The organism is Erythrobacter oryzae, from assembly GCF_030271515.1.
Classification (GTDB): Bacteria; Pseudomonadota; Alphaproteobacteria; order Sphingomonadales; family Sphingomonadaceae; genus Erythrobacter; species Erythrobacter oryzae.
This window is the reverse complement of sequence record NZ_JASCXI010000004.1, coordinates 411305-436084: the sequence shown is the minus strand read 5'-3', so window position 1 is coordinate 436084 and position 24780 is coordinate 411305. Positions and strand designations below refer to the sequence as shown.

Genomic DNA, 24780 nt, shown 5'->3' with positions numbered 1-24780 from the left:
CCCACCCGGCGCGCGCCCGTAGCTCATCTGGATAGAGCGCGAGACTTCTAATCTTGAGGCAGCAGGTTCGAGTCCTGCCGGGCGCGCCACGATCCATTGGGGGACAGGATGGACGGTGTGTGGTCATGGTCGCTGGTGGTGATTGTGCCCATGCTGCTGGCAGCGATGATCGCTGCGCACGAGGCAGGCTTCAGGATCCACACCCGGCTGCGGCGCGTGTCCGGCACGGCCGGGGACGAGGCCGGCAATGACGAGAGCTTCATTCTCTCGGGCGTGCTCGGCCTGCTGGCGCTGCTGATGGGGTTCTCCTTCTCGATGGCGCTCGCCCGGCTCGAGGATCGCCGCGACCTGATGCTTCAGGAGACGAGCGCGGTCGGCTATCTGGCGATGCTGGCCGAGGGCCTGCCGCCCGAGCGCGCGGGGCCCTTGAAGGCCGACCTTGCCACCTATGCCACAGCGCGCCTCGCCGCGGCGGAGATGGCCGACGGGGCCGAGCGGCTGGCGGCCGAGCGCAAGGCCGCGGCCCTGCGCGCGCCGCTGGCAGACAAGATCCGGGCCGCGCTGCGCGAGCTGCCCTCCGGGCCGCTCACCGTGGCGCTGGCGGGCGCCTATGACACCGTCGAGGACAGCGCGGTGCGGCGGCAGGCGCTCGCTCAGGCGCACCTGCCCGCGCGGGTGCTCTGGCTGCTGGGGGTCTATGCGACAATCTCGGCGGCGATGCTCGGCTATTCGCAGGCCGGCGCACGTGCTCCCCGGAGGGCGGCCGCGACCACGCTCTACCTGCTGATCGCGCTCGCCTTCGGGGTGATTCTCGATCTCGATCGGCCGCGCGCGGGCGCGATCACGGTCGATCAGGCCCCGTTCGAGGAGGTGGTCGCGGGGCTTTCCGCCGGCTAGCCCCGCATCGTCCCGTCGGGGTTCAGCGCCACGCTCCGGCCACTGGCTGCCGAGGCATAGATCGCTTCCATCAGCCGCAGATCGCGCAGGCCCATTTCGCCTGGGGTGATGATCGGCGTGCCCTCGCGGATCGCGGCGGCGAGGTGATCGAGCATCGCGCCGAATTGCACCTCGCTATCGCCCGGCTCCAGCGTGCGCCGCTCGCGGCCGGTCTCCAGCACCAGCGTGTTGCCGAGATAGCCGGTCGCCGGGTGCATCCTGAGCGCGCCTTCGGTGCCGCGCGCCTCGACCATGTTGATCCCGGCCGAATCGTAGGAGGTGACGACCTGCGCCACCGCGCCGCTCGGGAAATGCATCTGCACCGCCACGTGCGCAAAAACCTCGGCAAAGCGCGGATCGCCCTCGGGCCGGAAGGCCGAAGCGCTGAGCCGTTCCGGCATCTCGCCCGAGAGGTAGAGCGCGGCCTGAAGGCCGTAGATGCCGTAATCCTCGAGCGGGCCGCCGCCGGTCTGGGCGCGGGCGATGCGCCAGTTGGTTGCGGGGGTGTCGGGGCCGAGGCGGTAGGAGTGCTCGGTGCGGATCAGCCGCAAGTCGCCGAGCTTGCCGCTTGCGGCGAGTTCCATGGCCGTGCGGTTGTAGGGCTCGAAATGGCAGCGGTAGCCGATCATCAGCTTGCGGTTCGCGCGCTCGCTGGCGGCTATCATCGCCGAGCATTCCGCGGCCGAGAGCGCCATCGGCTTCTCGCACATGACGTGCTTGCCCGCGGCAAAGGCGCGCTCGGCCCATTCGGCGTGCAGGCCGGTCGGCAGGATGATGTAGACGGCCTCGACGCCCTCGTTTGCGGCGATCTCGGCGAAGTTTTCGTAGGAGTAGCGCGCGCTCACAGGCACCCCGTAGGCCTCGCCCACCTGCGCCAGCTTCTGCGGATTGCCCGAGACCAGCGCGGCGATGTGGCAGCGCTGCGACTGGGCAAATCGCGGCATGATCTGCTTGAGCGCATAATCGCCCAGCCCGATGATCGCAAAACCGACGCTGCCCGGGCGCGGCGAGGGCGGGGGAGCGGAAGGCAGCGTCACGCCTTCGGGCATGGGCTGGCCCTTCTCGACCGGCGCGGGGCCCTGTGCCAGCGCGCCGCTCGCCACCATCGCCGCTGCCGCCGCGCTGCCCGCTTCGATCGCCTGCCTGCGCGTCATGCCTCGCCCTCCCATCTTCGCTTACGCCTCATACTGCCCGTCGACCCGCCTTAGCACCGGGCTCGGTCCGTCGAGCAGCGCCTTGGGGAGCAATGCGGCGGGCAGGTCCTGATAGCTGACGGGCCGCAGGAAGCGCGCGATCGCGAGCGTGCCGACCGAGGTGCTGCGACCGTCGGAGGTGGCGGGGAAGGGGCCGCCGTGGACCATCGCGTGGGTCACTTCCACGCCCGTCGGCCAGGCATTGGCGATGATCCGTCCGGCACGGTTCTCGAGGATCGGGAGGAGGCCGCGCGCCGCATCGTAATCGGCCGGGGCCATGTGCAGCGTGGCGGTGAGCTGGCCTTCCATCCCTTCGAGGATTGCGGCGACCTCGGCGAGATCGGCGCAGGTAACGATGATCGAGGAGGGGCCGAACACCTCGTGGCCCAGCGCCGGATTGGCGCGGAAATCGGCGCCGCTGACGGTGAAGACCTGCGCCCGCCCGCATGTCGAAGAGCCCTCCGCCCCCGCGCCGACCAGCGTCGCGCCGTGGGCTGCGATCGCTTCGATGCCCTTGGTGTAGGCACTCTGGATGCCCGCGGTGAGCATGGTCTGGGCGGGCACGGCGGGCAGCGCCTCGCCGACAGCGGCGATGAAGCGCCGGGTCGCAGCGCTTTCGACGGCCAGCAGGATGCCGGGATTGGTGCAGAATTGCCCCGCGCCCAGCGACAGCGATCCGACATAGGCGCTCGCCAGCGCCTCGGCGGCTTCCTCGAGCCGGGCGGGCATCAGCACCACCGGATTGACGCTGCTCATCTCGGCATAGACCGGGATCGGCACGGGGCGGGCGGCGGCGTGGCCCATCAGCGCGAGGCCCCCGGCGCGCGAGCCGGTGAAGCCGACCGCCGTGATGCGCGGGTCCTTGACCAACGCCTCGCCGAGCGCGTTGGCGGTGCCGTTCACGAGGCTGAACACGCCCTCCGGCAACCCCGCCTCGCGGATCGCCTCGAGGATCGCGCCTGCGACCAGTTCGGAGGTGCCGGGGTGGGCAGGATGACCTTTCACCACCACGCAGCACCCCGCCGCCAGCGCCGAGGCTGTGTCCCCGCCTGCGACCGAGAAGGCGAGCGGGAAGTTCGATGCGCCGAACACCGCCACGGGGCCGAGGGGGACGTTGCGCAACCGCAGGTCGGGCTTGGGCAGCGGCGCGCGGCCCGGCTGCGCGTGATCGATCCTGAGACCCTGCCAGCCGCCGTTCTCGACCTCCTCGGCGAAGAGGCGCAGCTGGCCCACCGTGCGCCCGCGCTCGCCATTGAGGCGCGCTTCGGGCAGGCCGCTTTCGAGCATGGCGCGCTGCGTGAGCGTGTCCCCCAGCGCGTCGATCTTCGCCGCCATCAGCCGCAGGAAAGCGGCGCGTTCGGCAAGGGGGAGAGCGGCGTAAGCGCCTTGCGCAGCCGCAGCCGCAGCGCAGGCAGCGGCAACGTCATTTGCCGAGCCTTCGGCAAAGACCGGCGCGAGCTGCGCGCCGCTGGCGGCATCGTGCGCGGTGAAGTGGCTCTCGCCCTCGCGCCATGCGCCCGCAATGAGGTTCCTGCCGGTCAGTGTCATCATTCTCTCCCGCGTCCTTGCGAATCTTGTGTGAAAACGCCGCTTGCCATAGCGCGTTTTTCGGTCAAAGGTAGCGCTACCATAAATGGTGCGGGTTGCAACAACGCAGCCGGGGAGAGGGATCTTGGAAACTACACGGGGCGGCGCCAACATGGCGCTGATTTCCGCGATCGTCGCGGTGGCGACCATCGGCGGGTTGTTGTTCGGCTATGACAGCGGAGCGGTGAACGGGACGCAGGCGGGCCTCAAGGAGGCCTTCGGGCTCGACGAGGACGGGCTGGGCTTCACGGTCGGCTCGCTGCTGATCGGCTGCGCGGCGGGCGCGTTCCTCGCGGGCCGCCTTGCCGACGCGCTGGGCCGCAAGCGGGTGATGGTGATCGCTGCGCTGCTGTTCCTCATCGGTGCGATCGTGCAGGGCGAGACCGACAGCCACACCCTGTTCGTGATCGCGCGCTTTGCCGGCGGCATGGCGGTGGGCGCTGCCTCGGTGCTCTCGCCGCTCTACATCTCCGAAGTCGCCCCGGCGAAGATCCGCGGGCGGCTGACCACGGTGCAGCAGGTGATGATCATCACCGGTCTGACCGCGGCCTTCCTCGTCAACTATTTCCTCGCGCAGGCGGCGGGCGATTCGCTCGGCGAGGTGGCGGGAATGCCCGCCTGGCGCTGGATGTATCTCGCGCAGGCCGCTCCCGCCGCGGTGTTCCTGGTGGCGCTGCTGTTCATCCCGGAGAGCCCCCGCTACCTCGTCAACCGCGGCCGCGAGGATGAGGCGCGCAAGGTGCTGACCAGCCTGTTCGGGCCTGAAGAGGCAGAGCGCAAGGTCGGCGAAATTCGCGAGTCCTTCGCGGGCGACCACCGTCCGCGCCTGTCCGATGTGCTGGCAAAGGGCACGATCTTCCGCCCGATCGTCTGGGCCGGCATCCTTCTCGCGACCTTCCAGCAATTCGTCGGCATCAACGTGATCTTCTACTACGGCGAAACGCTGTGGCGGCTGGCGGGCGTCTCGGAGGAAGTCGCGCTCGAGCGCAACATCATCTCCGGCCTCGCCTCGATCGCGGCGGTGTTTGCCGCGCTGGTGCTGATCGACCGCATCGGGCGAAAGCCGCTGCTGCTGATCGGCTCGGCCGGCATGGCGGCGACCTTGGGTGCGATGACCTGGGCCTTTGCGGGCGCGGGCACCGATGCGGCAGGGAATCTTTCGCTGAGCGAGAGCGCGGGCTGGATCGCGCTGGTCGCGGCCAACCTCTACGTCATCTTCTTCAACTTCAGCTGGGGCCCCGTGATGTGGGTGATGCTGGGCGAGATGTTCCCCAACCAGATGCGCGGGTCGGCCCTCGCGGTGGCGGGTCTGGCGCAGTGGGGCGCGAATTATGCCGTGGTGCAGACCTTCCCCCGCATGGCGAGCGGCCTCGGCCTTGCGCCGACTTACCTGTTCTACACGGTGAGCGCCGCGATCAGCTTCTTCCTCGTGTCGAAGTTCATCACCGAGACCAAGGGCAAGGAGCTTGAGGAGATGGTCGGCTGACCCTTGCGGTGATAGCGTGGAGGCCATGATGGAAGACCCAACCAAGCCTGTCCGCGTGGTCGTCCTCGGCGGCGGCACCGCCGGGTGGATGACCGCGGCGGGAATCGCCAAGCTGCTCCCCGGGATCGCCAGCGTGCAGCTGGTCGAGAGCGAGGAGATCGGCATCGTCGGGGTGGGGGAGGCAACGCTGCCCCACATCCGCGGCTTCGTCGAGAAGCTCGGGATCGACGAGGCGGCGTTCATGAAGGCGACCCACGCGACCTACAAGCTGGGGATCGATTTTCGCGACTTCGGGCGGATTGGGGAGAGCTATATCCACCCCTTCGGAAGCTTCGGCGAGGAAGTCGCGGGGGTGGGCTTCCACCACTGGTGGCTCGAACTGGCCCGCCACGGCATGGCGCGCGAGATCGGGGACTATTCGCTTGCCGTCGCAGCCGCCAAGGCCAACCGCTTCCGCCCGCCCGCACAGGATGACAGCCTCGCTTCGACCTATGGATATGCCTACCAGTTCGACGCGACGCTGTTCGGCCCCTTCATGCGCGATTTCGCGCGCGGGATCGGGGTGGAGCGGCACGAGGGCCGCGTCGTCAGCGTCGAGCGTGATGCCCAGAGCGGCGATGTGGTCGCGCTGGTGCTGGCGGATGGCCGCCGGATCATGGGAGACCTCTTCGTCGACTGCTCGGGCTTCCGCTCGATCCTTCTGGGGCAGGAACTGGGCGAGCGTTGTGAGGACTGGACCCACTGGCTCCCCTGCGACCGCGCGGCGGCGATGCCCTGCACCCATGCGACGCCAGACTTACGCCCCTACACCACCGCCACCGCCATGCCCGCAGGGTGGCGCTGGCAGATCCCGCTCCAGCACCGCATGGGCAACGGCTACGTCTTCTCCTCGGCGCATATCACCGAGGAGCAGGCCTGCGAGGCGATCATCGCCGCTGCCGAGGGCACGCCGCTGGCCGATCCGCGCATCCTGAAATTCCGCCCCGGCAGGCGTTCCAAGTCATGGAGCCACAATGTCATCGGCGTCGGGCTGGCGAGCGGGTTCCTCGAACCGCTTGAGAGCACTTCGATCTATCTCGCGCAAATGGCGATCACCTATCTGATCGAGCTGTTTCCCGTGGGCGGCGCGATCGACCCGCGCGACCGCGAGGAGTTCAACCGGCTGGTCGACATGGAATATGACCGGGTGCGGGACTTCCTGATCCTCCACTACCACGCCACCACGCGCGACGATTCCGAGTTCTGGAACCATGTGCGCACCATGCAGGTGCCCGACAGTCTCGCGGGCAAGCTCGAGCTGTGGCGGCGTGCGGGGCGGATCGAGAAATATTCCGACGGCCTGTTCTACGATGCCAGCTGGATTGCGGTCTATGTCGGGCAGGGGATGCTGCCCGAGGCCCATGACCCGCGCGCAGGCATGATCGCGCCCGACGCCCTCGCTCGCGCCACCGAGCGGCTGCGGATGGCGGTGACGGGCGAGGTCGCGGCCATGCCCGGCCACCGCGACTACCTGATGCGCGAGGCCGCGCGGCTCGCCGAGGCGGCGTGAGCGCGGCGCGCGAGCCCATGCGCCGGGTGCTGGTGGCTGGAGGCGGCCAGCTCGGCATCCTCGCCGCCATCGCCCTGCGCCGCGCGCTGCCCGCCTGCGAGGTGGTGGTCGTCGGCGGCGATCCCGGCCCCGCCTCCTTTGCCGATGCATCGCCCACCGCCATGCCCTTCACCAACAAGCTGCACGACCGGCTGGGGATCGAGGAGGCCGCGATCGTCACCCGTGCGGGCGGCTCCTACCGGCTGGTTACGCGGCTTTCCGGGTGGGATGCGGGCGGCGCGGGCGGAGTGGTCGCCTATGGCGAGGTGCTCGACCCGGCCCTGAAGACCGCCTTCGCGCGCGACTGGGGCAAGGTGCGGCTGCCGGGTGCCGGAGGCCCGCCCGCCGGGAGCCTTGCCGAAGTGCTCGCCGCCGCGGGCCGCTTTGCCCCCCCTCCGCCGGGCGAGCCGACGCCGATTTCCTCGGTCGACTACGCCCTGCGCTGGAACCCGGCTGCCTATCGCGATCTGCTGATCCAGGCGGCCGAAGCGCTGGGCATCGGCTATGTTGCGGGCGTGATCGACCGGATCGAGCCGGGCGAGGGCGACACCATCCGCGCCATCGGCATTGCCGGGCAGGGCGAGATCGAGGCCGATTTCTTCATCGATTGCACCGGGCCGCAGGCGGCGCTGCTTGCCAGCCATCCGGGCTTCGCCTTCACCGACTGGTCGGCCACGCTGCCGACGCGCCATGTCTATATCGGCGAGCCCACAGCGCCGCTGATCGCGCTCGAGGACCGGCTGACGCTCACCGGCGGCGGGTGGGTGAGCGAGGTCGCCGGGATCGACGGACGCCGCGCCATGCTCGGCACCCCCGGACCGATTGCCCGCGCCGAGGCCGAAGCGCTGCTCGGTGCGCGGGCGCTGGGAGCCGTTGCGCTCACCCCGGGGCGGGCCGCAGCGCCGTGGCTGGGCAATGTCGTGGCGCTGGGCGATGCGGCGGCGCGGTTCGAGCCCTTGGGGCCGCTCCAGCTCGACCTTGCCCACCGCCAGCTCGCGCTGCTGATCGAGATGCTCCCGGGCCGCGCGATCACCCCGCTGGAGCGCGAGGAGTACAACCGCCGTTCGGTGCTGATGATGGAGGGGGTGCACGAGGTGCTGGCGCTCCATTTCGCCACGCCCCACGCGCAGGCGGTGTTCGGCGCGCGCCCGCTCCCGGGGCGTCTCGCCGCCGTCATCGACCAGTTCGAGCGGCGCGGCCGCATACCGTTCCGCGAGGAGCTACCGCTGCTCGGCCAAGAGCAGTTCGCGCTGATGGTCGCGCTGGGATGGACGCCTGGGCTGCCACCCGCAGCGCTGGCCGCCGATGCCGCAGGCGAGGCGCACGCCCGCGCCGCCTTTCAAGCCGAAGCCGAGGCCGCGCTCGCCTTCGCGCCGCCCTACGACCAGTGGCTCGCACGCACCCTTCAGGCTAGTCGAGCGCCCGCCGGATAACCGCCTTCATCTGCGCAAACAGCGAGCGCGAGGGCGGCCCCAGCACGCCTCTCGCCGGGGGCGGCAGGTGAGCCGAGGAGCCCTCGCGGTCCCCGAAGGCGTAGTAATCGAGGTTGTGCTTCCACACCGCGCGCTGATCGTCGGGCAGGTGGCGGTAGGCGGCGATGGCGTGGATCAGCGCCTCGTAGGGGCTCACCACGCCATCGGGCTGGCCGGGGTTCCACCAGTAGTTGACGAGGATGCTCACCGGCGCGAGCGAATCCACCCCGTGCCACCAGCCATAGGGAATGTAGATCGCATCTCCCGGCTCGAGCGTCGCGGTCTCGGCATGGCGCGCGGCCTCGGCAAACAGGGGGAATTTATCGAGATCGGGCGCGGTCGGATCGACCATGCTGACCGGCACGCCCGCCGGGGTCAGCTCGAAGGGGCCGGGATAGAGACCCGCGATCTGGCCGGGCGGATAGGTCGTGAACCGCCGCTGCCCGGCAACGCAGCAGGCGACATTCTCCTTGGCGTCGTAATGCGTGCCGACGCGGATGCGGTTGCCGATCCAGATCCGCGCGATGACGTCGGGCAGCAGCGCCAGCCGGTTCTCGCGCGCGAAGGCGGGGAGCAGCGGCGCGATCTCCTCCGATTGCACGGCCATCGCCGGTGGCTCGGGCATGGCCGCAGCGCGCAGCAGATCGGCGAGGAAGTTCTCGAGCCGGCCTTGCCCGCGCACGAAGTTGAGGCGCATGACGTCGGGGGTGTAGAAGAACCGCCCCTTTACCGACGGCGCGGCGGCAATCGCCGAGACGGGCCGCGGGGTCGGCTCGCGGCACAGATAGCGCACGATGTCTTCATCGCCTTTGCGCGCTGCGGCGACCGCGGGCCAGTCCGCCACCTGTCCGCGCAGCACCACGGGCTTGCCCGCAGCGCGGATCGCGGCGAAGCCCGCGTCGTCGACGGGGCCGGTGACTTCGGTGAGCGGGGTGGGCGGGGGCAGGGCGCTCATGCGGTGAGGTAATCCTCGGCAGCAATCGCGCCGCCGTTCGCGCGCAGGAACTCGGCCTGGCTCGGCAGCTGCGCGACGGTCTGCGCGATCGCACCACGGATATGGGTGAGCCGCTGGCGGGTTTCGGCCGCATCCAGCATCCACGCCGCCGGATGGTAGCTCTGCGGCGTCACGCCTTGGCTGAGCATCACCGACAGCCAGCTGTCCTCGGTGAAAAGCTCGTTGTTCTCGCGGATGATCCGGCCTGAGGATGTGAACAATTCGAGCTTTTCCTTCAGGCTGTCAGGCGGTGGGAGATTGCGGCAATAGCGCCAGAACTCGCTGTCGTCGCGCTCGGACTGGCGGTAGTGGAGCACCAGAAAATCGCGGATGTTGCGATATTCGCGCTCCGTCTCGAGATTGAAGCGGTCGCGCTCGACGGCCGAGAAGCTCGTGTCGGGAAACAGCGCCATCAGCCGCGCGATGCCCGATTGCACCAAATGGATCGAGGTCGATTCGAGCGGTTCGAGAAAGCCTCCGGCGAGCCCCAGCGCCACCACGTTCTTGTCCCAGGCCCGCGCCCGGTGCCCGGCCCGGAAGGCGAGCTGGTTGGGCTGGGCCAGCGGCTTGCCGTCAAGGTTCGCCAGCAGCAGATCGGTCGCCGCCTGCCGGTCCAAATGCGCCGAGGAGAACACATGGCCATTGCCGATGCGGTGCTGGAGCGGGATGCGCCATTGCCACCCGGCGGGGCGCGCGGTCGAGCGGGTCAGCGGCTCGTTCGCCCCGCCCAGCTCGCAGGGGATCGCGACCGCGCTGTCGCAGGGGAGCCACTTGCTCCAGTCGGTGAAGGGCACGCCCAGCGTCTGCCCGAGCAGGAGCGAGCGGAAGCCCGAGCAGTCGATGAACAATTCGCCCGCCACCTCGCGCCCGTCTTCGAGAACGACGCCCGTGACGAAGCCGCTCTCGCCGTCCTGCCGCACCTCGGTGATCCGGCCCTCGATCCGCACCGCTCCGGCGGCTTCGGCATAGCCGCGCAGGAACTTCGCATAGCGGCCCGCGTCGAACTGGAAGGCGTAGGACAGCTTCGACATCGGCGAGCGCGGATTGTCGGGGCGCGGCCAGCCGAACCGCCCCGCCTTGGCCGCCACAGCCGCGATGGAATAGTCGTCGATCCGCGCCGCCTCGCCCTGTTGGGCGCCGCGCAGGAAGAAGTGCTGGAACTCGATCCCCAGCATGTCGAGCCCGAAGCTGCCGAAGGGGTGCACGTAGCTGTGCCCCGGCCGCAGCCAGTCGACGAATTCGATGCCGAGTTTGTATGTCGCGCGGGTCTCGCGCATGAAGGTCATCTCGTCGAGGCCGAGCAGGCGGTTGAAGCCGATGATCTGCGGGATCGTCGCTTCGCCGACGCCCACCGTGCCGATCGCCTCGCTTTCGACCAGCGTGACCGAGAGCCCCGGCATTGCCCCGAGCACCCGGACGATCGCGGCCGCCGTCATCCACCCCGCGGTGCCCCCGCCGACGATGACGATCTTGCTGACCGGCGGGGCGCTCATGCGACCGCGGCCTCGGGGGCCACGTGCCAGCTGCCCGATTGCCGCAGGAAATCTCCGTGAGCGGGCAGGCGCGCAGCGACATCGGCATAGGCGGCGCGCATCTGCGCCATCGCGGCGGCGACCTTGGCCTCGTCGAGCGTGTCGGCGATCGGGTCGTGGAGTTCGGGCCAGATGTTCTGCCCCAGCATCACCGCCACCCAGCTCGGCTGCGCGAAGAGCTCGGCATTCTCGCGGAACACCCGGCCGCGGCGACGCCACAGGTCGATCTTGCGTGCGAGGCTGTCGGGGATGCTCATTTGCTTCACGTAGCGCCAGAACTCGGAGTCCTCGCGCTGCGTCGCCTTGTAGTGGAGGATGATGAAATCGCGCACGTCCTCGTAAAGGTCGTGCATCCCGCGGTTGTATTCGTCGCGTTCGAGCGGGCTGATCGGCAGGTCGGGGAACAGCGCGAAGAGGCGCTGGAGGCCGTTCTGGATGAGGTGGATCGAGGTCGATTCCAATGGCTCGATAAAGCCCGACGAGAGCCCCAGCGCGATGACATTGTGGTTCCACGCCTTGCGCCGCATGCCGGTGAGGAATTTCAGGCCGCGCGGTTCGGCGAGCGGTTCGGTCTCGAGGTTGGCGAGCAGGATCGCGCGTGCCTCGTCCTCGCCCATGAAGGCGCTTGAGTAGACATGGCCGTTGCCGGTCCGGTGCTGGAGCGGGATGCGCCATTGCCAGCCGGCGCTGTGGGCAGTGGCGCGGGTGAAGGGATCGGGCGGGCCGGGCGAGCGGCTCGGCACGGCCAGCGCGCGGTCCATCGGGAGCCAGTGGCTCCAGTCCTCGTAGCCGGTGCCGAGCGCCTCCTCGATCAGCAGCCCGCGGAAGCCCGAGCAGTCGATGAACAGGTCGCCCGCAATGGTGGTGCCGTTCTCCAGTGTGACGCTGGCGACATCGCCAGTTTCACCGTCGCGCGTGACCTTGGTGATCTGCCCCTCGATCCGCGTCACGCCTTGCCGTTCGGAGAGGCGGCGCAGATAGGCGGCGTAGAGCCCGGCGTCGAAGTGATAGGCATAGGCGATCTCGCGCACCACCGACTGCGCACCGGCTGCGGGCCGCGCGAATCGCCCCATCCGCGCGGCCGCGGTGCACATCGAATAGTCGCCGATATCGCCAGCCCCGCCGACGCCCGAGCGGGCGTGCTCGCGCAGCCACAGCTGGTGGAAGGCGATACCGTGGAGGTCCTGGCCATAGGTGCCGAAGGGGTGGAAATAGCGATCGCCCTGCCGCCCCCAATTGACGAACTCGATCCCGAGCTTCGCCGTGCCGCGCGTCTCGCGCAGGAATTCGTCCTCCGGAATGTCGAGCATCGCGTTGAAGGATCGGATCGGCGGGATCGTCGCCTCGCCCACGCCGACCGTGCCGATGGCGTCGGATTCGATCAGTGTGACCGTTCTGCGACCATCGTTGAAAAAGCGCGAGAGTGCCGCGGCCGCCATCCATCCGGCGGTGCCGCCGCCCACGATCACGACCCGCGCGAGGCGGCCCGCGTTACCGATACCATTGCTCTCTCTCATCCCGTCCCGATCCTACCGCAGCGGGGCGTTGTTGGCAAATTGCCACACTTCCCCTGCAAAAATGCGAAGACCTATTGTCAAGCAGCCTCGGCCTCGATAATCCAAGGTCCCACAAGAGGGCAAGCTATCTGCGAATAAATGATAGCGCTAACATGGGGAGGGATCTAATGCGCACTTCGATGCAGCCGCATGGCGTGGGGGTCGGTGGCCGCCAGCCGTGGTACAAGAGCCTGCTGCGCGCCGGGGCTTCGGCTCTCGTGGTCGGCAGCGCGATCAGCGCCACCGCTGCTTTCGCGCAGGACCAGGCCGAGGCCGAACCCGAAACCCAGGACGCCGTCGCTGCCGATGAGCCCGTCTCAGAGATCATCGTCAGCGGCATCCGCGCTTCGCTCGCCAATGCCCAGAGCATCAAGCGCGATTCCGATACCATCGTCGACGCGATCACCGCGCAGGACATCGGCGCGCTGCCCGACCGCTCGGTCACCGAAGCGCTCCAGCGTGTGCCCGGTATCTCGATCAACCGCTTCGCCGGCTCGAACGATCCCGACCATTTCTCGGTCGAAGGTTCGGGCGTCGTGGTGCGCGGCCTCAACTTCGTGCGTTCGGAATTCAACGGCCGCTCGGCCTTCGCCGCGGGCGTGGGCGGGCAGGCGCTGAACTTCGCCGACGTGCCGGCCGAATTGCTCGGCTCGGTGATCGTCAGCAAGAACGCCACGGCCGAAACGATCGAGGGTGGCCTTGCGGGCACCGTCAACCTCATCACCCGCAAGCCGTTCGACAACAAGGGCTTCAGGGCGGCCTTCACCGCCGAGGCCAATTATGGCGACTTCCGCAAGGAATGGACGCCGACGGTCTCGGGCCTGCTCAGCAACACCTGGGACACCGACAAGGGGCGCTTCGGCCTGCTCGCCAGCGCCTCCTATTCGCGCATCAAGAGCCGCGCGGACGGGCTTCAGGTCGCCAACTACCAGACCCGTGACGGTCGGCTGGTCAATGCCTCCAACACCGATGGCGTGCTGGTGTGCCGCAACCCGCTGCCGGGCGCGACCGATACCTTCACGCTGCCGGGTGGCGGGGCGCAGTGCGGCAACTTCGGTGCCGCCGGGGCGGATGGCTTTGCCGACTACGCCGCCAGCCGCGTGGCCCCGGTGGGCGGCCAGTTCCGCACCCAGGAATTCGACCGCGAGCGCTTCGGGATCGCGGCGTCGGCGCAGTTCGAATCGATCGACGGCAAGACCCTGATCACCGCCGAGTTCATCCGCTCGGCCTCGAGCAACAAGTGGGGCGAATACACCTTCGAGACCGCGCCCGACCTTGCCGAATATTCGACCTACCCGCTCGGCTGCCAGCAGAACGATGCCGGCCCCAACCGCATCAACCCCGATGGCAGCCTCGGCGATCCGACCGCGCGCGCGCAGTGCCCGGTGGGCGGCTTCACCGACTACATCTACAACGAAAGCGGCCTGTTCCAGTCGGGCTACATCGTCAACGCCTCGAACGGCTGGCGCGGCAACCCGGGCACCTCGCCCTTCGTGCCGATCGGCGGCCTGCAGCAATCGCTCGCGCGCCGGCAGGTCGACGACCGGATCAAGAACGAGGACTACTCGATCAACCTGCGCACCGAGCTGACCGACCGTTTCACTGTCGAGCTCGACGCGCAATACGCCAGGTCGCACAAGGAAAACCTCGACTTCAGCCTGTTCGGATCGTCCTTTGCCGATCAGGAACTCGATATCTCCGGCAACCTGCCGGTGGTCATCCCGCGCAAGCCGCAGTTCCTCGGCTACACTTGGTCGACCCCCGGCGCCGATCTGGCGGGCGCGACCGAGGCGCAGTACTTCACCGATCCGCGCTTCCAGTTCTGGCGCGCGGCGATGGACCACATCGAGGATTCGCGCGGCACCCAGTATGCCTTCCAGGCCGACATGGCCTACGAATTCGATGACGACGCTTTCCTGCGCAAGGTGAAGTGGGGCGCTCGCTATCAGGACCGCGAGCAGGCGGTGCGCTACACCACCTACAACTGGGGGATGCTGAGCGAGACCTGGTCGGGCGACCGCCCGGTCAATTTCGCCGACACGCCCGCCGACAGCTCCGTGCGCTACGACTTCCCGAACTTCTTCCGTGGCAAGGTCCCCGGACCTCCGGGCGCGTTCTACTACGCGGGCGACCTGACGGGCGACTATCAGGGGACGGTCGACTTTATCCGGTCGGTGCAGGGTCAGGCCCGCGCGCTGGGCGGCTCGCCGACGTGGGTTCCGCTCGCCGCGCGCAATGCCGGGACGCCGCAGGCCGCCGATGCCGAAGGCTTCATCGACAATGACCGCCAGCCCATCACCCAGCGTGACTCGGCCGCCTATCTCCAACTCGAATTCGGCACCGACGATCTGTTCGGAGGCGTGCGTTTGTCGGGCAATGTCGGCCTGCGCTATGTCGATACCAGCATTATCTCGAGAGGGTCGATCGGGGTTCCGAGCCAGCAGGCGCTCAACATCCAGGAACCCTTTGCGGTGCGCTGCGCCGCGGTTGTTCCGCCGGGCGCACCTCCGGGTACGCTGCCGCAGACGCCGGGCGGGGTCTGCAACCTCGGCGCGGCGGGCTATGCCCAGCTCCAGCAGTTCGCCGGCGACGGCGTATCCTTCCGTGATGTCGCCAATGTCAGCTACGATTTCTGGCTGCCGAGCCTCAACCTGAAGTTCGGCCTGTCCGAGGACGTGATCCTGCGCTTTGCCGGATCGAAGGTGCTGACCCGTCCGGACAACTCCTATGTCCGCAACTTCCTCAATGTCGGTCTGGGAGGTAGCGGCGAACTTACGGCCGAAGCGGGCAACCCCTTCATCCGTCCGGCCACCGCCTGGCAGTTCGACGTCAGCCTCGAATGGTATTTCGACACCGTCGGCTCGCTGACGCTCAACGGCTTCTACAAGGACATCAAGGACTTCTTCTATCAGGAGATCAGCAGTCGCCAGATCACCAGCAACGGGATCACCCGCGACGTGCTGGTGCGCGGTCCGGCCAACTTCGACGAGAACGGCAAGATCAAGGGTTTCGAGGTGGCCTATCAGCAGACCTACGATTTCCTGCCCAAGCCGTTGGACGGCCTCGGGATCGCGGCCAACTACACCTATATCGAGAGCGAGGGCCTGCCCAACACTTTCCTCAACACGGGCGAGCCGGTCAATCCGTCGACCATCCCGCCGGGCAACCTGCCGCTCGAGCAGCTCTCGAAGCACAACATCAACGCGACCGTCTTCTACGAGAAGGGCCCGATCAGCCTGCGTGCCGCCTATAACTGGCGCTCGCGCTTCCTGCTGACCCCGGCGGACGTGATCTTCCCGTTCTACTCGATCTTCAACGAGTCGACCGGGCAGCTCGATGCGTCGATCTTCTTCAACATCGGCAAGAGCATCCGGGTCGGCGTGCAGGGGGTCAACCTGCTCGACGAAGTCACCAGGACGACGCAGGCCTATACCGGCGATCCCTCGGTGCTCGCCCCGCGCTCGTTCTTCATGAACGACCGACGCTTCTCCTTCATCGTGCGCGGCAACTTCTAAGGCGCCGCGCGGGGTCGCACGGCTCCCCAGGGAAAGGGCTCCCCGGCACATCGCCGGGGGGCCCTTTTCGTTTGTGCGCGCCGATCGTTCGCGCAGGCGGGCGCATAAAAAAGGGCCCGGGCATCGCTGCCCGGGCCACAGGGGGAAACCGTCGGCGAGAGGATCAGCCGGCGGCGGTCAAGACGTTGGCGAGCGCGCTGCGCAGCGGCTTGGCGCGGTAGGTGCTGTCATAGGGTGTGCCGCGCACCTCGAGCCCGTCGGCGCGCCTCGCGGGATCGAAGCCCTGGAGCCAGTTGAACCGGTCGACCATGCCCCAGGCGAGGATGTCGTCGAGGTGCGCTCCGTAATCGAGCATCACCTCGAAATAGCGCCGCGCGAAATCCGCGACCTTCTCGTCGCGCTGGGCGACATTGGCGGGAAGCGCCTTGTCCTTGACGTCGAATTCGGTGACCAGCAGGCGGTAGCCCATGCCGGTGACCTCGTCGAGGAAGCGCCGCCATTCGCGTTCGGCATAGGGGCCGACGCCGGTCGCGGGGTCGATCGAGAAGATCTCGATATGCGACTGGATCCCCAGCGCATCGACCGGCGTGCCGCGCTTCCTGAAGCCCTCGAGCAGGCGCAGCACGTCGGCGCAGTGGCGCTGGTGCTGCGGCTCCCAGCTCATGTAGTCGTTGTAGACCAGCTGTTCGGTCGGCAGCTCGGCCCGCGCGGTGTGGAAGGCGAGGTCGAGCACCGCCTCGGGGCTGCCCATCGCGCGGCTGAGGCTGGTCTCGATGGTGGCGTTGCGATCATGGTCGATCGCCTCGTTGACCACATCGTAGCTCTGGATCACGCCCTTGTAGCGGCGGGTCACGGTCTGGATGTGCTCGGTCAGCAGCCTCTCGGCCTCGCGTACCGGCGTCGCACCGAAGTCGTAGGTGTTGAGCCAGTTCGGGAACCACTGCGGTCGGTGCCACAGCAGGGTGTGGCCGCGCACCGCGAGCCCGTTGGTCTGTGCCCAGCGGACGATCTCGTCCATCCGGTCGAAATTGTAGACCGTGGGCGCGGGGCGCACGGCCTGCCACTTCATCTCGTTTTCGGGGACGACGATGCCGCATTCGCCCTTCACGATGGCCGTGTAGTCCGGGTTCTGGATCGAGCCGGCGTTGGTCGTTCCCGGAATCGAGGCGATCGCGCTCCCGAACTTGCGGCCCCCGCGCGCGGCGATGGCGTTGAGCCCCGGCGAGGGTGCGCCGGTCGGCGCGGGCGCGGGCGGGGGCGCGGTGCTGACGGGGGCGGGAGAGGCGCCGGTCGACCCGCCGCCACAGCCGACCAGCGGCAGCGCGGCCAGCGTGGTGCCGATCGCGCCCAGCGCGTCGCGGCGGGAAATCGTCACGGCCGCACCTCCAGCTTCACGGTCTGCAATTCGGCCGAGTTCGCGCCGGTCATGATCGCGAAGGTGCCCGGCTCGGTCACACGCTGCATCTCGGCGTTCCACATCGCGAAGGCGCGCGGCTCGATGGCAATCGCCACATCGCGGGTCTCGCCCGGCTGGAGCGTCACGCGCTTGAAGCCGACAAGCTCCTTCACCGGGCGGGTGACCGAGCTCACTTCGTCGCGCAGATAGACCTGCACCACCTCGTCGCCCGCGCGTGCCCCCGTGTTGGTGACGCGCACCGTCACCGTCACGCCTTCGCCCGGCTTGATGCTCGAAGCGGAAAGCTGCGGCGCGGCGAGGCTGAAGGTGGTGTAGCTGAGGCCCCAGCCGAACGGGAACAGCGGCGTCACCTCGTCGAACAGGTAGCCGCGCCGCGCGCTGGGCTTGTAGTTGTAGAAGTTCGGCAGCTGGCCGACATTGCGCGCGGTCGAGACCGGCATCTTGCCGCCCGGATTGACCTTGCCAATCAGCGCATCGGCAATCGCGGTGCCCTGCTGCTCGCCCGCATACCACGTCTCGAGGATCGCATCGGCCTCGGCGGCGATGGTGGGATAGCTCGGCGGGCGGCCGTTGATCAGCACCACGACGACCGGCTTGCCGAGCGCCTTCATCGACTTGAACAGCTCGTTCTGCTCGCCGACGAGGTCGAGACTGGTGCGGTCGCCCAAGTGATTGGCGGCCCAGCCTTCGCGGCTGGTCTTCTCGGTGTCGCCGATGAACAGGACAATGGTGTCGGCATTCTTCGCCACCTCGACCGCCTCGGCGATGCGCTGGCGGTTCTTCTCGGGGTCGGCGAGCACGACCTTGTCGTCCCACCAGTCGCTGTCGCCGTCGATGATCTCGACGCCGAGGGCGTGGACGACGTTGGCCTTGCCCGCCACGGCCTGCTTGATGCCCTGAAGCGGCGTGACGCTCGCGCGGGGCTCGCCGTAATAGCCGCCGAGGCGCGCGACATCGGCGTTGGGGCCGATCACCGCGATGGTCGGCTTCTTCGCAGTTGCGCTTTCCTGCAGGGCCAGCGGCAGCGCGCCGTTGTTCTTGAGCAGCACCAGCGAGCGCTCGGCGGCCAGCCTCGCCAGCGCCACGCCGGTGGGGCCGTTGGAGGTCTTCGCCTTGGCAAGGTCGGGCCAGGGGTTTTCGAACAGTCCGGCGTTGAACTTCATGGTGAGCAGCCGCCGCACCGCATCGTCGATGGCCTGCATCGGCACGCGGCCCGCGCGGACGCCCGCGGCAAGGTCCCTGAAGCCAGCGCCCTCGGGCAGGTCGACATCGACCCCGGCCTTCAAGGCGATTTCGCCCGCAGCGGCATTGTCGGGGGCGATGTGGTGGAGGCGGGCCATGTCCTCGATCGCGTAGTAGTCCGAGACCACCGCGCCCTCGTAGCCCCACTCGCCGCGCAGCACGTCCTGAAGGAGCCATTTGTTCGCGTGGGAGGGCACCCCGTCGATCTCGTTGTAGCTCGCCATCACCGCGTCGATGCGGGTGCGTTTCACCACCTGTTCGAAGGGCGGGAAGAACATCTCGCGCAGCGTGCGCTCGCTGATCTGGGCGGGGGCAACGTTGTTGCCGCTTTCGGGCTGGCCGTGGCCGGTCATGTGCTTCAATGTCGCCATCACCTTGCCCGGTGCGAGCTTTCGGGTCGTGCCCACGCCCATCAGCCCCTCGACCGAGGCGACGCCCATCTCGCCGACGAGGTAGGGGTCTTCGCCGAAGGTTTCCTCGATCCGGCCCCAGCGCGGGTCGCGGGCAACGTCGACCACGGGGGAGAGCACCAGATGCACGCCGCGCGCGCTGGTCTCGTCGGCGATCAGGGCGTTGATCTCGCGGATCAGGTCAGGGTCCCAGCTGCTCGCAAGGCCGATCGCCTGCGGGAAGGCGGTGGCATCCTTGGCGGCGAGGCCGTGGAGCGATTCCTCGTGGAACAGGATCGGAATGCCGAGCCGGGTCTTCTCCATCGCCCACTTCTGCGCGGCGATCACATAGGCGACCGATTCCTCGATGCTGCGCCGCCCGACCTGACGGGGGGAGGAGGGCCCGCTGCGGTCCGAGGGCCGCGCGATCTGGCCGATCCCGTCGGGGTAGACGGTCGCCGCCTTGGCCGGGTCGAACACGTCGCCCGGGCCCTGAACCTTGCCCTTGCTGTCCCACACGGTGATGATCTGGGCGATCTTCTCTTCGAGCGTCATGCGGGCGAGGAGGTCCTCGACGCGGCTCTCGACGGGGAGGGCGGGGTTCCAGTAGGGCGCGTCCTTCATAGCGCGCTCGACCTTGATGGCGGCAGTCCGCTCCTTGGCCAGAGTTGCGGGCGCGGCGACCATGCCGAAAGCCGCCAGACACACCCCTGCTGCCAGCGCAGCCCGCTTGATCCCGTTCATCGAAAGTCCCTCTCCCTGGGCACGGCAGCTTGACTGGCCCCGTGATTGTGGTAGCGCTACCATGATGAGAGGGAGAGGGCTTGTCAACGGCTTTGCGATGGTCGCTGCTGCGTTGCTTGCGGCAGGGCAAGCCTGTGCCGAGGACGGCTACGCCCTGTGGCTGCGCCATGCTCCGCTCGAGGGCGAGGCGCTCGCCGACCTGCGCGAAGCCGCTCCGATCGTACCCGTGATCGTCGGCAGACCCGGCAGTCCGACCCTCGCCATCGCCGAGGCCGAACTGCGCCGCGGGCTGGCCGGTTTGCAAGGCTATGACCGCCCGCGGCTGACCCGCGATTCGACCGAGATCGTGCTCTCCTGCGGCGAGGAAAAGGGCGATGGGGCGGCAGGCTTCGGCATTGCGCCCGAGATGATCGAGGGGCGGCAGGCGGTCGTCATTGCCGCCGAGGATCATGTCGGGTGCCTCTATGGCAGCTTCGCCCTGCTGCGCGCCCTTGGCGAGGGCAAGCCGCTGAGCGAAATCCGGCTGACCGAAGCGCCCACCATGCCTTTGCGGATGCTCGACCACTGGGACAACCCCGACGGCACCGTCGAGCGCGGCTATGCGGGCCGCTCGATCATCGACTGGTGGCACCTGCCCGAGAAACTCGATCCGCGCCTCGTCGACTATGCCCGCGCCAATGCCAGCATCGGGATCAACGCCATTGCGGTGAACAACGTCAACGCCAAGGCCTTCATGCTCGAACCGCGCTATATCGCCAAGCTCGCGCGGCTCGCCGATGCGTGGCGGCCCTATGGCATCCGGGTGTTCCTGTCGGCGCGCTTCTCTGCCCCGATGGAACTGGGCGGCCTCCCCACCGCCGACCCGCTCGATCCCGCCGTAAAGGCATGGTGGAAGGCCAAGGCCGACGAAATCTACGCGAGCATCCCCGATTTCGGCGGGTTTCTGGTCAAGGCGAACAGCGAAGGCCAGCCCGGCCCGCAGGACTATGGCCGCAGCCACGCCGAGGGCGCGAACATGCTCGCCGCCGCGCTTGGCGAGAGGGGCACGGTGATCTGGCGCGCCTTCGTCTACCGGGCCGAGGACAGCACCGACCGCACGATGCAGGCCTATGCCGAGTTCCAGCCGCTCGACGGGCAGTTCGCTGGCAACGTCATCCTCCAGATCAAGAACGGCCCGCTCGATTTCCAGCCGCGCGAGCCGTTCCATCCGCTGTTCGGGGCGATGCCGAGGACGCGCGTGATGCTCGAGGCGCAGATCACCCGCGAATATCTCGGGCAGGCGAGCGGGATCGCCTACCTTGCGCCCCTGTGGAAAGAGGTGCTGGACGCCGATACGGGGCGGGGCGGAACCGTGGCGCAGATCGTCGCGCCGACGGGCATGGCGGGCGTCGCCAATGTCGGCTCTGACCGCAACTGGACGGGCACCCACTTCGATCAGGCGAACTGGTACGCTTTCGGGCGGCTGGCGTGGAACCCGGCGCTTCCGAGCGAGGACATCGCCCGCGAATGGGCCGCGCAGACCTTCACGCGTAACCCGCAGCCGCTCGGCACCATCACGGCGATGATGCTCGCCAGCCGCGGGACGGTGGTCGATTACACCGGGCCGATGGGGCTCGCGCATCTGATGGGCACCGGCCACCACTACGGCCCCGCGCCGTGGGTGTGCGATCTCGAACGGCCCGACTGGAACCCGTGCTACTACCACCGGGCAGACAATGGCGGGGTCGGCTTCGACCGCACGGCCACGGGCTCCAATGCCCTTGCACAATATGCGCCGGCCGTTGCCGCGCAGTGGAGCGACCCAGCCACAATCGACCCGCGCTTCCTGCTGTGGTTCCACCACATGCCCTGGACGCATCGCTTGCCCTCGGGCCGCACGCTGTGGGAGGAACTGGCCACCCGCTACGATGCCGGTGTCGCGGGGGTCGATCGCATGGCCGCCGACTGGGCGAGCCTCGCCCCCGCGATCGACCCCGAACGTCACGCCGCCGTCGCCGGCGACCTTTCGATCCAGCGCAAGGAGGCGCGCTGGTGGCGCGATGCCTCGCTTGCCTACTGGCAATCGGTCAATGGCCTGCCGCTCCCCCCGGACACCGCGCCACCCGCCGAGCCGCTGGATGCCTACCGGCAGCGCAAGTTCCCGGAAGCGCCCGGGCAATGATAGCGCTTATCATGCCGCTTGCCGCCCATTGCCCCCGCGCAGTATGGCGGGCGCCATGAGCACCAAGGCCGACACTCTCGCCCCGTCCGCAACCCAGGGCCGCAAGCGCGCCGCCCGGCGATCCAATGCGGCGCCCACGATCACCGATGTCGCGCGCGAGGCGCAGTGTTCGCCGATGACGGTGAGCCGCGTCATCAACGGCGAGGAGAACGTGCGCGAGGACACCAAGCAGAAGGTTTTGGGCGCGATCGCCAAGCTCAACTACGTCCCCAACCGCGCGGCGCGATCGCTCGCGGCGGGATCGCAGCTGCGCATCGCGCTCTTGTTCGACAACCCCTCGGCCTCCTACCTGAGCGAGTTCCTGATGGGCGCGCTCGAAGAGGCGAGCCGCCGCGACATCTACCTCGTGGTGCAGGCCTGCGAAAATGTCGCCGAGGCGCAGAAGGTGATCAAGAAGCTGCTCGACGGCGGGATCGAGGGCTACATCCTCCCCCCGCCGCTGTGCGACGATCAGAGCGTGCTCGACCTGATCCGTTCCTCGGGCGGAATCGCGGTTGCGGTCGGCCCGGGCCGGGCCACCGGCAGCCACGGGGCGGTGCTGATCGACGAGTTCCAGGCCGCCTACGACATGACCCGGCACATCATCAGCTTGGGGCATGAGCGCATCGGCTTCATCATCGGCAACCCCGAACAGGTGGCGAGCGGCCAGCGCCTCGAAGGCTATCGCAAGGCGATGACCGATGCCGGGCTCGCGATCGACGAGAGCCTGATCGCGCAGGGCCAGTTCACCTACCGTTCGGGCATGGTCGCGGCCGAGAGGCTGCTCGGCGCGGCGCATCGCCCGACTGCGATCTTCGCCTCGAACGACGACATGGCCGCCGCCACGGTCGCGATGGCGCACCGCCGGCACCTCGATGTGCCCGGCGACATCACCGTTTGCGGCTTCGACGATACCGAGCTCGCCAGCTCGATCTGGCCCGAACTCACCACCATCCGCCAGCCGATCCGCGAGATGACCGCGGAGGCGGTCGCGATGATAGCGCGGGTGCACAAGAACAAGTCGCGTGCCGCCCGCACCAAGGCCGAGCAGCTGACGCTCGCCTACCAGCTGATCCGCCGCAATTCCGACGCGGGGCCGAGCCTCGCGGCATCCTTCAGCAAGCCCCCCGGGAGCCCATGACAGACCAAGCCTCACCCCGCCGCCTGCGTTCGCGCGACTGGTTCGACAACCGCGAACGCATGGACATGACGGCGCTCTATCTCGAACGCTTCATGAATTACGGGGTGACGCCCGAGGAGCTGCAAAGCGGCAAGCCGATCATCGGCATTGCGCAGAGCGGCAGCGACCTTTCCCCCTGCAACCGCATCCATGTCGACCTCGCCAAGCGCACCCGCGACGGGATCCGTGATGCGGGGGGCATTCCGATCGAATTCCCCGTCCACCCGATTTTCGAGAACTGCCGCCGGCCGACCGCGGCGCTGGATCGTAACCTGCTCTATCTCGGGCTGGTGGAGCTGCTGAACGGCTATCCTCTGGACGGGGTGGTGCTGACCACCGGCTGCGACAAGACCACGCCCTCGCAGATCATGGCGGCCTCGACGGTCGACATTCCCGCAATCGTCCTCTCCGGCGGCCCGATGCTCGACGGGTGGCACGAGGGCGAGCTGGTCGGCAGCGGAACCGTCATCTGGCGCAGCCGCCGCAAGCTCGCCGCGGGCGAGATCGACGAGGAAGAATTCCTGAACCGCGCCACCTCCAGCGCGCCCTCGGCCGGGCATTGCAATTCAATGGGCACGGCGAGCACCATGAACGCGGTCGCCGAGGCACTGGGCCTCTCGCTGACGGGATGCGCAGCGATCCCCGCGCCTTATCGCGAACGCGGGCAGATGGCCTATCGCACCGGCCGCCGGATCGTCGAGATGGTGCTGGAGGACCTGAAGCCCTCCGACATCCTCACCCGCGAGGCCTTCGAGAATGCGATTGCCTGCGTCAGCGTGATCGGCGGCTCGTCCAACGCCCAGCCGCACATCATGGCGATGGCCGCGCACGCGGGCGTGCCGCTCGAGACCGAGGTGTGGCAGGCGCACGGCTACGACCTGCCACTGCTCGTCAACATGCAGCCTGCGGGGAAGTATCTCGGCGAACGCTTCCACCGGGCGGGCGGAGTGCCTGCGGCGATGTGGGAGCTGCTGCAAGCGGGCCGCCTCAATGGCGACGTGCTGACCTGCACCGGCAGGACAATGGCCGAGAACCTCGCAGGCGCCGAAAGCCCCGACCGCGAGATGATCCGGCCCTTTGCCGATCCCCTGATCGACAAGGCCGGGTTCATGGTTCTGTCGGGCAACCTGTTCGACTTCGCGATCCTCAAGACCAGCGTGATCGGCCCCGCCTTCCACGCCCGCTACCTCTCGCGCCCCGGCAGCGAGGGCGTGTTCGAGGCGCGCGCGATCGTGTTCGACGGCTCGGACGATTACCACCACCGCATCAACGACCCTTCGCTGGCGATTGACGAGGACTGCATCCTCGTGATCCGCGGCTCGGGCGTGATCGGCTGGCCGGGCAGCGCGGAGGTCGTCAACATGCAGCCGCCCGACGCGATGATCCGCGCCGGCAAACCGTGGCTGCCAACCTTGGGTGACGGGCGGCAATCGGGCACGAGCGACAGCCCCTCGATCCTCAACGTCAGCCCCGAAAGCGCGGTCGGCGGGGGCCTCTCGTGGCTGCGCACCGGAGACATCATCCGCGTCGATCTCAATCAGCGGCGCTGCGATGCGCTGGTCGACGAGGCCGAAATTGCGCGGCGCCGCGCCGAGGAGACCATTCCTCCGGTCCCCGAAAGCCAGACGCCGTGGGAGGAACTCTACCGAGAGAAGACGGGCCAGCTGGCCGAGGGCGGGGTGATGGAATTCGCGCTCAAGTATCGCGGGACGGCGAAGAAGCTGCCGCGGCATAACCACTGAGAGGACC

The 24780-nt window shown here is 68.4% G+C and carries 15 protein-coding genes and 1 tRNA gene; 9 read left to right on the top strand and 7 right to left on the bottom strand.

Annotation, left to right across the window (positions count from 1 at the left end; genetic code table 11):
• Nucleotides 1-12 precede the first annotated feature (12 nt).
• Together PFX90_RS14675 and PFX90_RS14670 are read left to right on the top strand one after the other, a co-directional pair.
• Nucleotides 13-89: transfer RNA gene (locus PFX90_RS14675), tRNA-Arg, on the top strand.
• A 19-nt stretch (nucleotides 90-108) separates the two neighbouring features.
• A complete protein-coding gene (locus tag PFX90_RS14670; protein ID WP_285713318.1) occupies nucleotides 109-897 on the top strand; it encodes a bestrophin-like domain in 789 nt (262 codons plus the stop codon).
• Here the strand turns inward: PFX90_RS14670 and PFX90_RS14665 are convergent.
• Both PFX90_RS14665 and PFX90_RS14660 read right to left on the bottom strand, forming a co-directional pair.
• Nucleotides 894-2090 carry a Gfo/Idh/MocA family protein gene (locus PFX90_RS14665; protein ID WP_285713317.1) on the bottom strand — a complete coding sequence of 399 codons (1197 nt, stop codon included), beginning with the start codon at nucleotides 2088-2090 and terminating at the stop codon, nucleotides 894-896. The genes PFX90_RS14670 and PFX90_RS14665 overlap by 4 nt on opposite strands.
• 21 nt (nucleotides 2091-2111) lie before the next feature.
• Complete coding sequence (locus tag PFX90_RS14660; RefSeq protein WP_285713603.1) at nucleotides 2112-3677, bottom strand: aldehyde dehydrogenase (NADP(+)); 1566 nt, start codon at nucleotides 3675-3677, stop codon at nucleotides 2112-2114.
• 151 nt (nucleotides 3678-3828) lie between these two features.
• Between PFX90_RS14660 and PFX90_RS14655 the strand changes: the two genes are divergently transcribed.
• The 3 genes from PFX90_RS14655 to PFX90_RS14645 are packed head-to-tail and all read left to right on the top strand — an operon-like array spanning nucleotide 3829 to nucleotide 8223.
• Nucleotides 3829-5202 carry a sugar porter family MFS transporter gene (locus PFX90_RS14655; protein ID WP_285713316.1) on the top strand — a complete coding sequence of 458 codons (1374 nt, stop codon included), beginning with the start codon at nucleotides 3829-3831 and terminating at the stop codon, nucleotides 5200-5202.
• 25 nt (nucleotides 5203-5227) lie between these two features.
• Nucleotides 5228-6751, top strand: a complete 1524-nt coding sequence (locus tag PFX90_RS14650; RefSeq protein ID WP_336426497.1) for a tryptophan halogenase family protein — start codon at nucleotides 5228-5230, stop codon at nucleotides 6749-6751.
• Nucleotides 6748-8223, top strand: coding sequence for a tryptophan 7-halogenase (locus PFX90_RS14645; protein ID WP_285713314.1), 1476 nt, complete (start codon nucleotides 6748-6750; stop codon nucleotides 8221-8223). Before PFX90_RS14650 ends, PFX90_RS14645 begins: the two co-directional genes overlap by 4 nt.
• Here PFX90_RS14645 and PFX90_RS14640 read toward each other — a convergent pair.
• Genes PFX90_RS14640 through PFX90_RS14630 form a run of 3 tightly spaced genes read right to left on the bottom strand, consistent with a single transcriptional unit; the run spans nucleotide 8201 to nucleotide 12305 of the window.
• Complete coding sequence (locus tag PFX90_RS14640) at nucleotides 8201-9217, bottom strand: cupin-like domain-containing protein (protein ID WP_285713313.1); 1017 nt, start codon at nucleotides 9215-9217, stop codon at nucleotides 8201-8203. The two genes, PFX90_RS14645 and PFX90_RS14640, sit on opposite strands and share 23 nt — an antisense overlap.
• On the bottom strand, nucleotides 9214-10749 hold the full coding sequence (locus PFX90_RS14635; protein ID WP_285713312.1) for a tryptophan halogenase family protein: 1536 nt from the start codon (nucleotides 10747-10749) through the stop codon (nucleotides 9214-9216). Before PFX90_RS14635 ends, PFX90_RS14640 begins: the two co-directional genes overlap by 4 nt.
• Entirely contained in the window at nucleotides 10746-12305 is a 1560-nt protein-coding gene (locus PFX90_RS14630) for a tryptophan halogenase family protein (RefSeq protein ID WP_285713311.1), read from the bottom strand. Before PFX90_RS14630 ends, PFX90_RS14635 begins: the two co-directional genes overlap by 4 nt.
• Before the next feature lie 167 nt (nucleotides 12306-12472).
• On the opposite strand from PFX90_RS14630, the gene PFX90_RS14625 reads away from it, so the two are divergent.
• Nucleotides 12473-15859 (top strand): TonB-dependent receptor, encoded by a 3387-nt coding sequence (locus PFX90_RS14625; protein WP_285713310.1) that lies wholly within the window; start codon nucleotides 12473-12475, stop codon nucleotides 15857-15859.
• Between the two features lie 163 nt (nucleotides 15860-16022).
• On the opposite strand, the gene PFX90_RS14620 is transcribed toward PFX90_RS14625, so the two are convergent.
• Nucleotides 16023-17234 carry an endo-1,4-beta-xylanase gene (locus PFX90_RS14620; RefSeq protein ID WP_285713309.1) on the bottom strand — a complete coding sequence of 404 codons (1212 nt, stop codon included), beginning with the start codon at nucleotides 17232-17234 and terminating at the stop codon, nucleotides 16023-16025.
• On the bottom strand, nucleotides 17231-19651 hold the full coding sequence (locus tag PFX90_RS14615) for a glycoside hydrolase family 3 N-terminal domain-containing protein (RefSeq protein ID WP_419180105.1): 2421 nt from the start codon (nucleotides 19649-19651) through the stop codon (nucleotides 17231-17233). Before PFX90_RS14615 ends, PFX90_RS14620 begins: the two co-directional genes overlap by 4 nt.
• 97 nt (nucleotides 19652-19748) lie before the next feature.
• Here PFX90_RS14615 and PFX90_RS14610 point away from each other — a divergent pair, with 97 nt between their 5' ends.
• From PFX90_RS14610 to PFX90_RS14600, 3 genes are read left to right on the top strand one after another with little or no spacing between them, the layout of a single operon-like run.
• Nucleotides 19749-21812 (top strand): alpha-glucuronidase family glycosyl hydrolase, encoded by a 2064-nt coding sequence (locus PFX90_RS14610; RefSeq protein WP_285713308.1) that lies wholly within the window; start codon nucleotides 19749-19751, stop codon nucleotides 21810-21812.
• Nucleotides 21813-21867: 55 nt separating this feature from the next.
• Nucleotides 21868-22992 carry a LacI family DNA-binding transcriptional regulator gene (locus tag PFX90_RS14605; RefSeq protein ID WP_285713307.1) on the top strand — a complete coding sequence of 375 codons (1125 nt, stop codon included), beginning with the start codon at nucleotides 21868-21870 and terminating at the stop codon, nucleotides 22990-22992.
• Nucleotides 22989-24773 carry an IlvD/Edd family dehydratase gene (locus PFX90_RS14600; RefSeq protein ID WP_285713306.1) on the top strand — a complete coding sequence of 595 codons (1785 nt, stop codon included), beginning with the start codon at nucleotides 22989-22991 and terminating at the stop codon, nucleotides 24771-24773. The genes PFX90_RS14605 and PFX90_RS14600 overlap by 4 nt, the downstream gene beginning before the upstream one ends.
• Nucleotides 24774-24780 lie beyond the last annotated feature (7 nt).

Bases quoted from the DNA above. Each gene is read 5' to 3' on its own strand.
- PFX90_RS14670 (WP_285713318.1), top strand. From the start codon at position 109: ATGGACGGTGTGTGGTCATGGTCGCTGGTGGTGATTGTGCCCATGCTG.
- PFX90_RS14665 (WP_285713317.1), bottom strand. From the start codon at position 2,090: ATGACGCGCAGGCAGGCGATCGAAGCGGGCAGCGCGGCGGCAGCGGCG.
- PFX90_RS14660 (WP_285713603.1), bottom strand. From the start codon at position 3,677: ATGACACTGACCGGCAGGAACCTCATTGCGGGCGCATGGCGCGAGGGC.
- PFX90_RS14655 (WP_285713316.1), top strand. From the start codon at position 3,829: ATGGCGCTGATTTCCGCGATCGTCGCGGTGGCGACCATCGGCGGGTTG.
- PFX90_RS14650 (WP_336426497.1), top strand. From the start codon at position 5,228: ATGATGGAAGACCCAACCAAGCCTGTCCGCGTGGTCGTCCTCGGCGGC.
- PFX90_RS14640 (WP_285713313.1), bottom strand. From the start codon at position 9,217: ATGAGCGCCCTGCCCCCGCCCACCCCGCTCACCGAAGTCACCGGCCCC.
- PFX90_RS14635 (WP_285713312.1), bottom strand. From the start codon at position 10,749: ATGAGCGCCCCGCCGGTCAGCAAGATCGTCATCGTCGGCGGGGGCACC.
- PFX90_RS14630 (WP_285713311.1), bottom strand. From the start codon at position 12,305: ATGAGAGAGAGCAATGGTATCGGTAACGCGGGCCGCCTCGCGCGGGTC.
- PFX90_RS14625 (WP_285713310.1), top strand. From the start codon at position 12,473: ATGCGCACTTCGATGCAGCCGCATGGCGTGGGGGTCGGTGGCCGCCAG.
- PFX90_RS14615 (WP_419180105.1), bottom strand. From the start codon at position 19,651: ATGAACGGGATCAAGCGGGCTGCGCTGGCAGCAGGGGTGTGTCTGGCG.
- PFX90_RS14610 (WP_285713308.1), top strand. From the start codon at position 19,749: ATGGTCGCTGCTGCGTTGCTTGCGGCAGGGCAAGCCTGTGCCGAGGAC.
- PFX90_RS14605 (WP_285713307.1), top strand. From the start codon at position 21,868: ATGAGCACCAAGGCCGACACTCTCGCCCCGTCCGCAACCCAGGGCCGC.
- PFX90_RS14600 (WP_285713306.1), top strand. From the start codon at position 22,989: ATGACAGACCAAGCCTCACCCCGCCGCCTGCGTTCGCGCGACTGGTTC.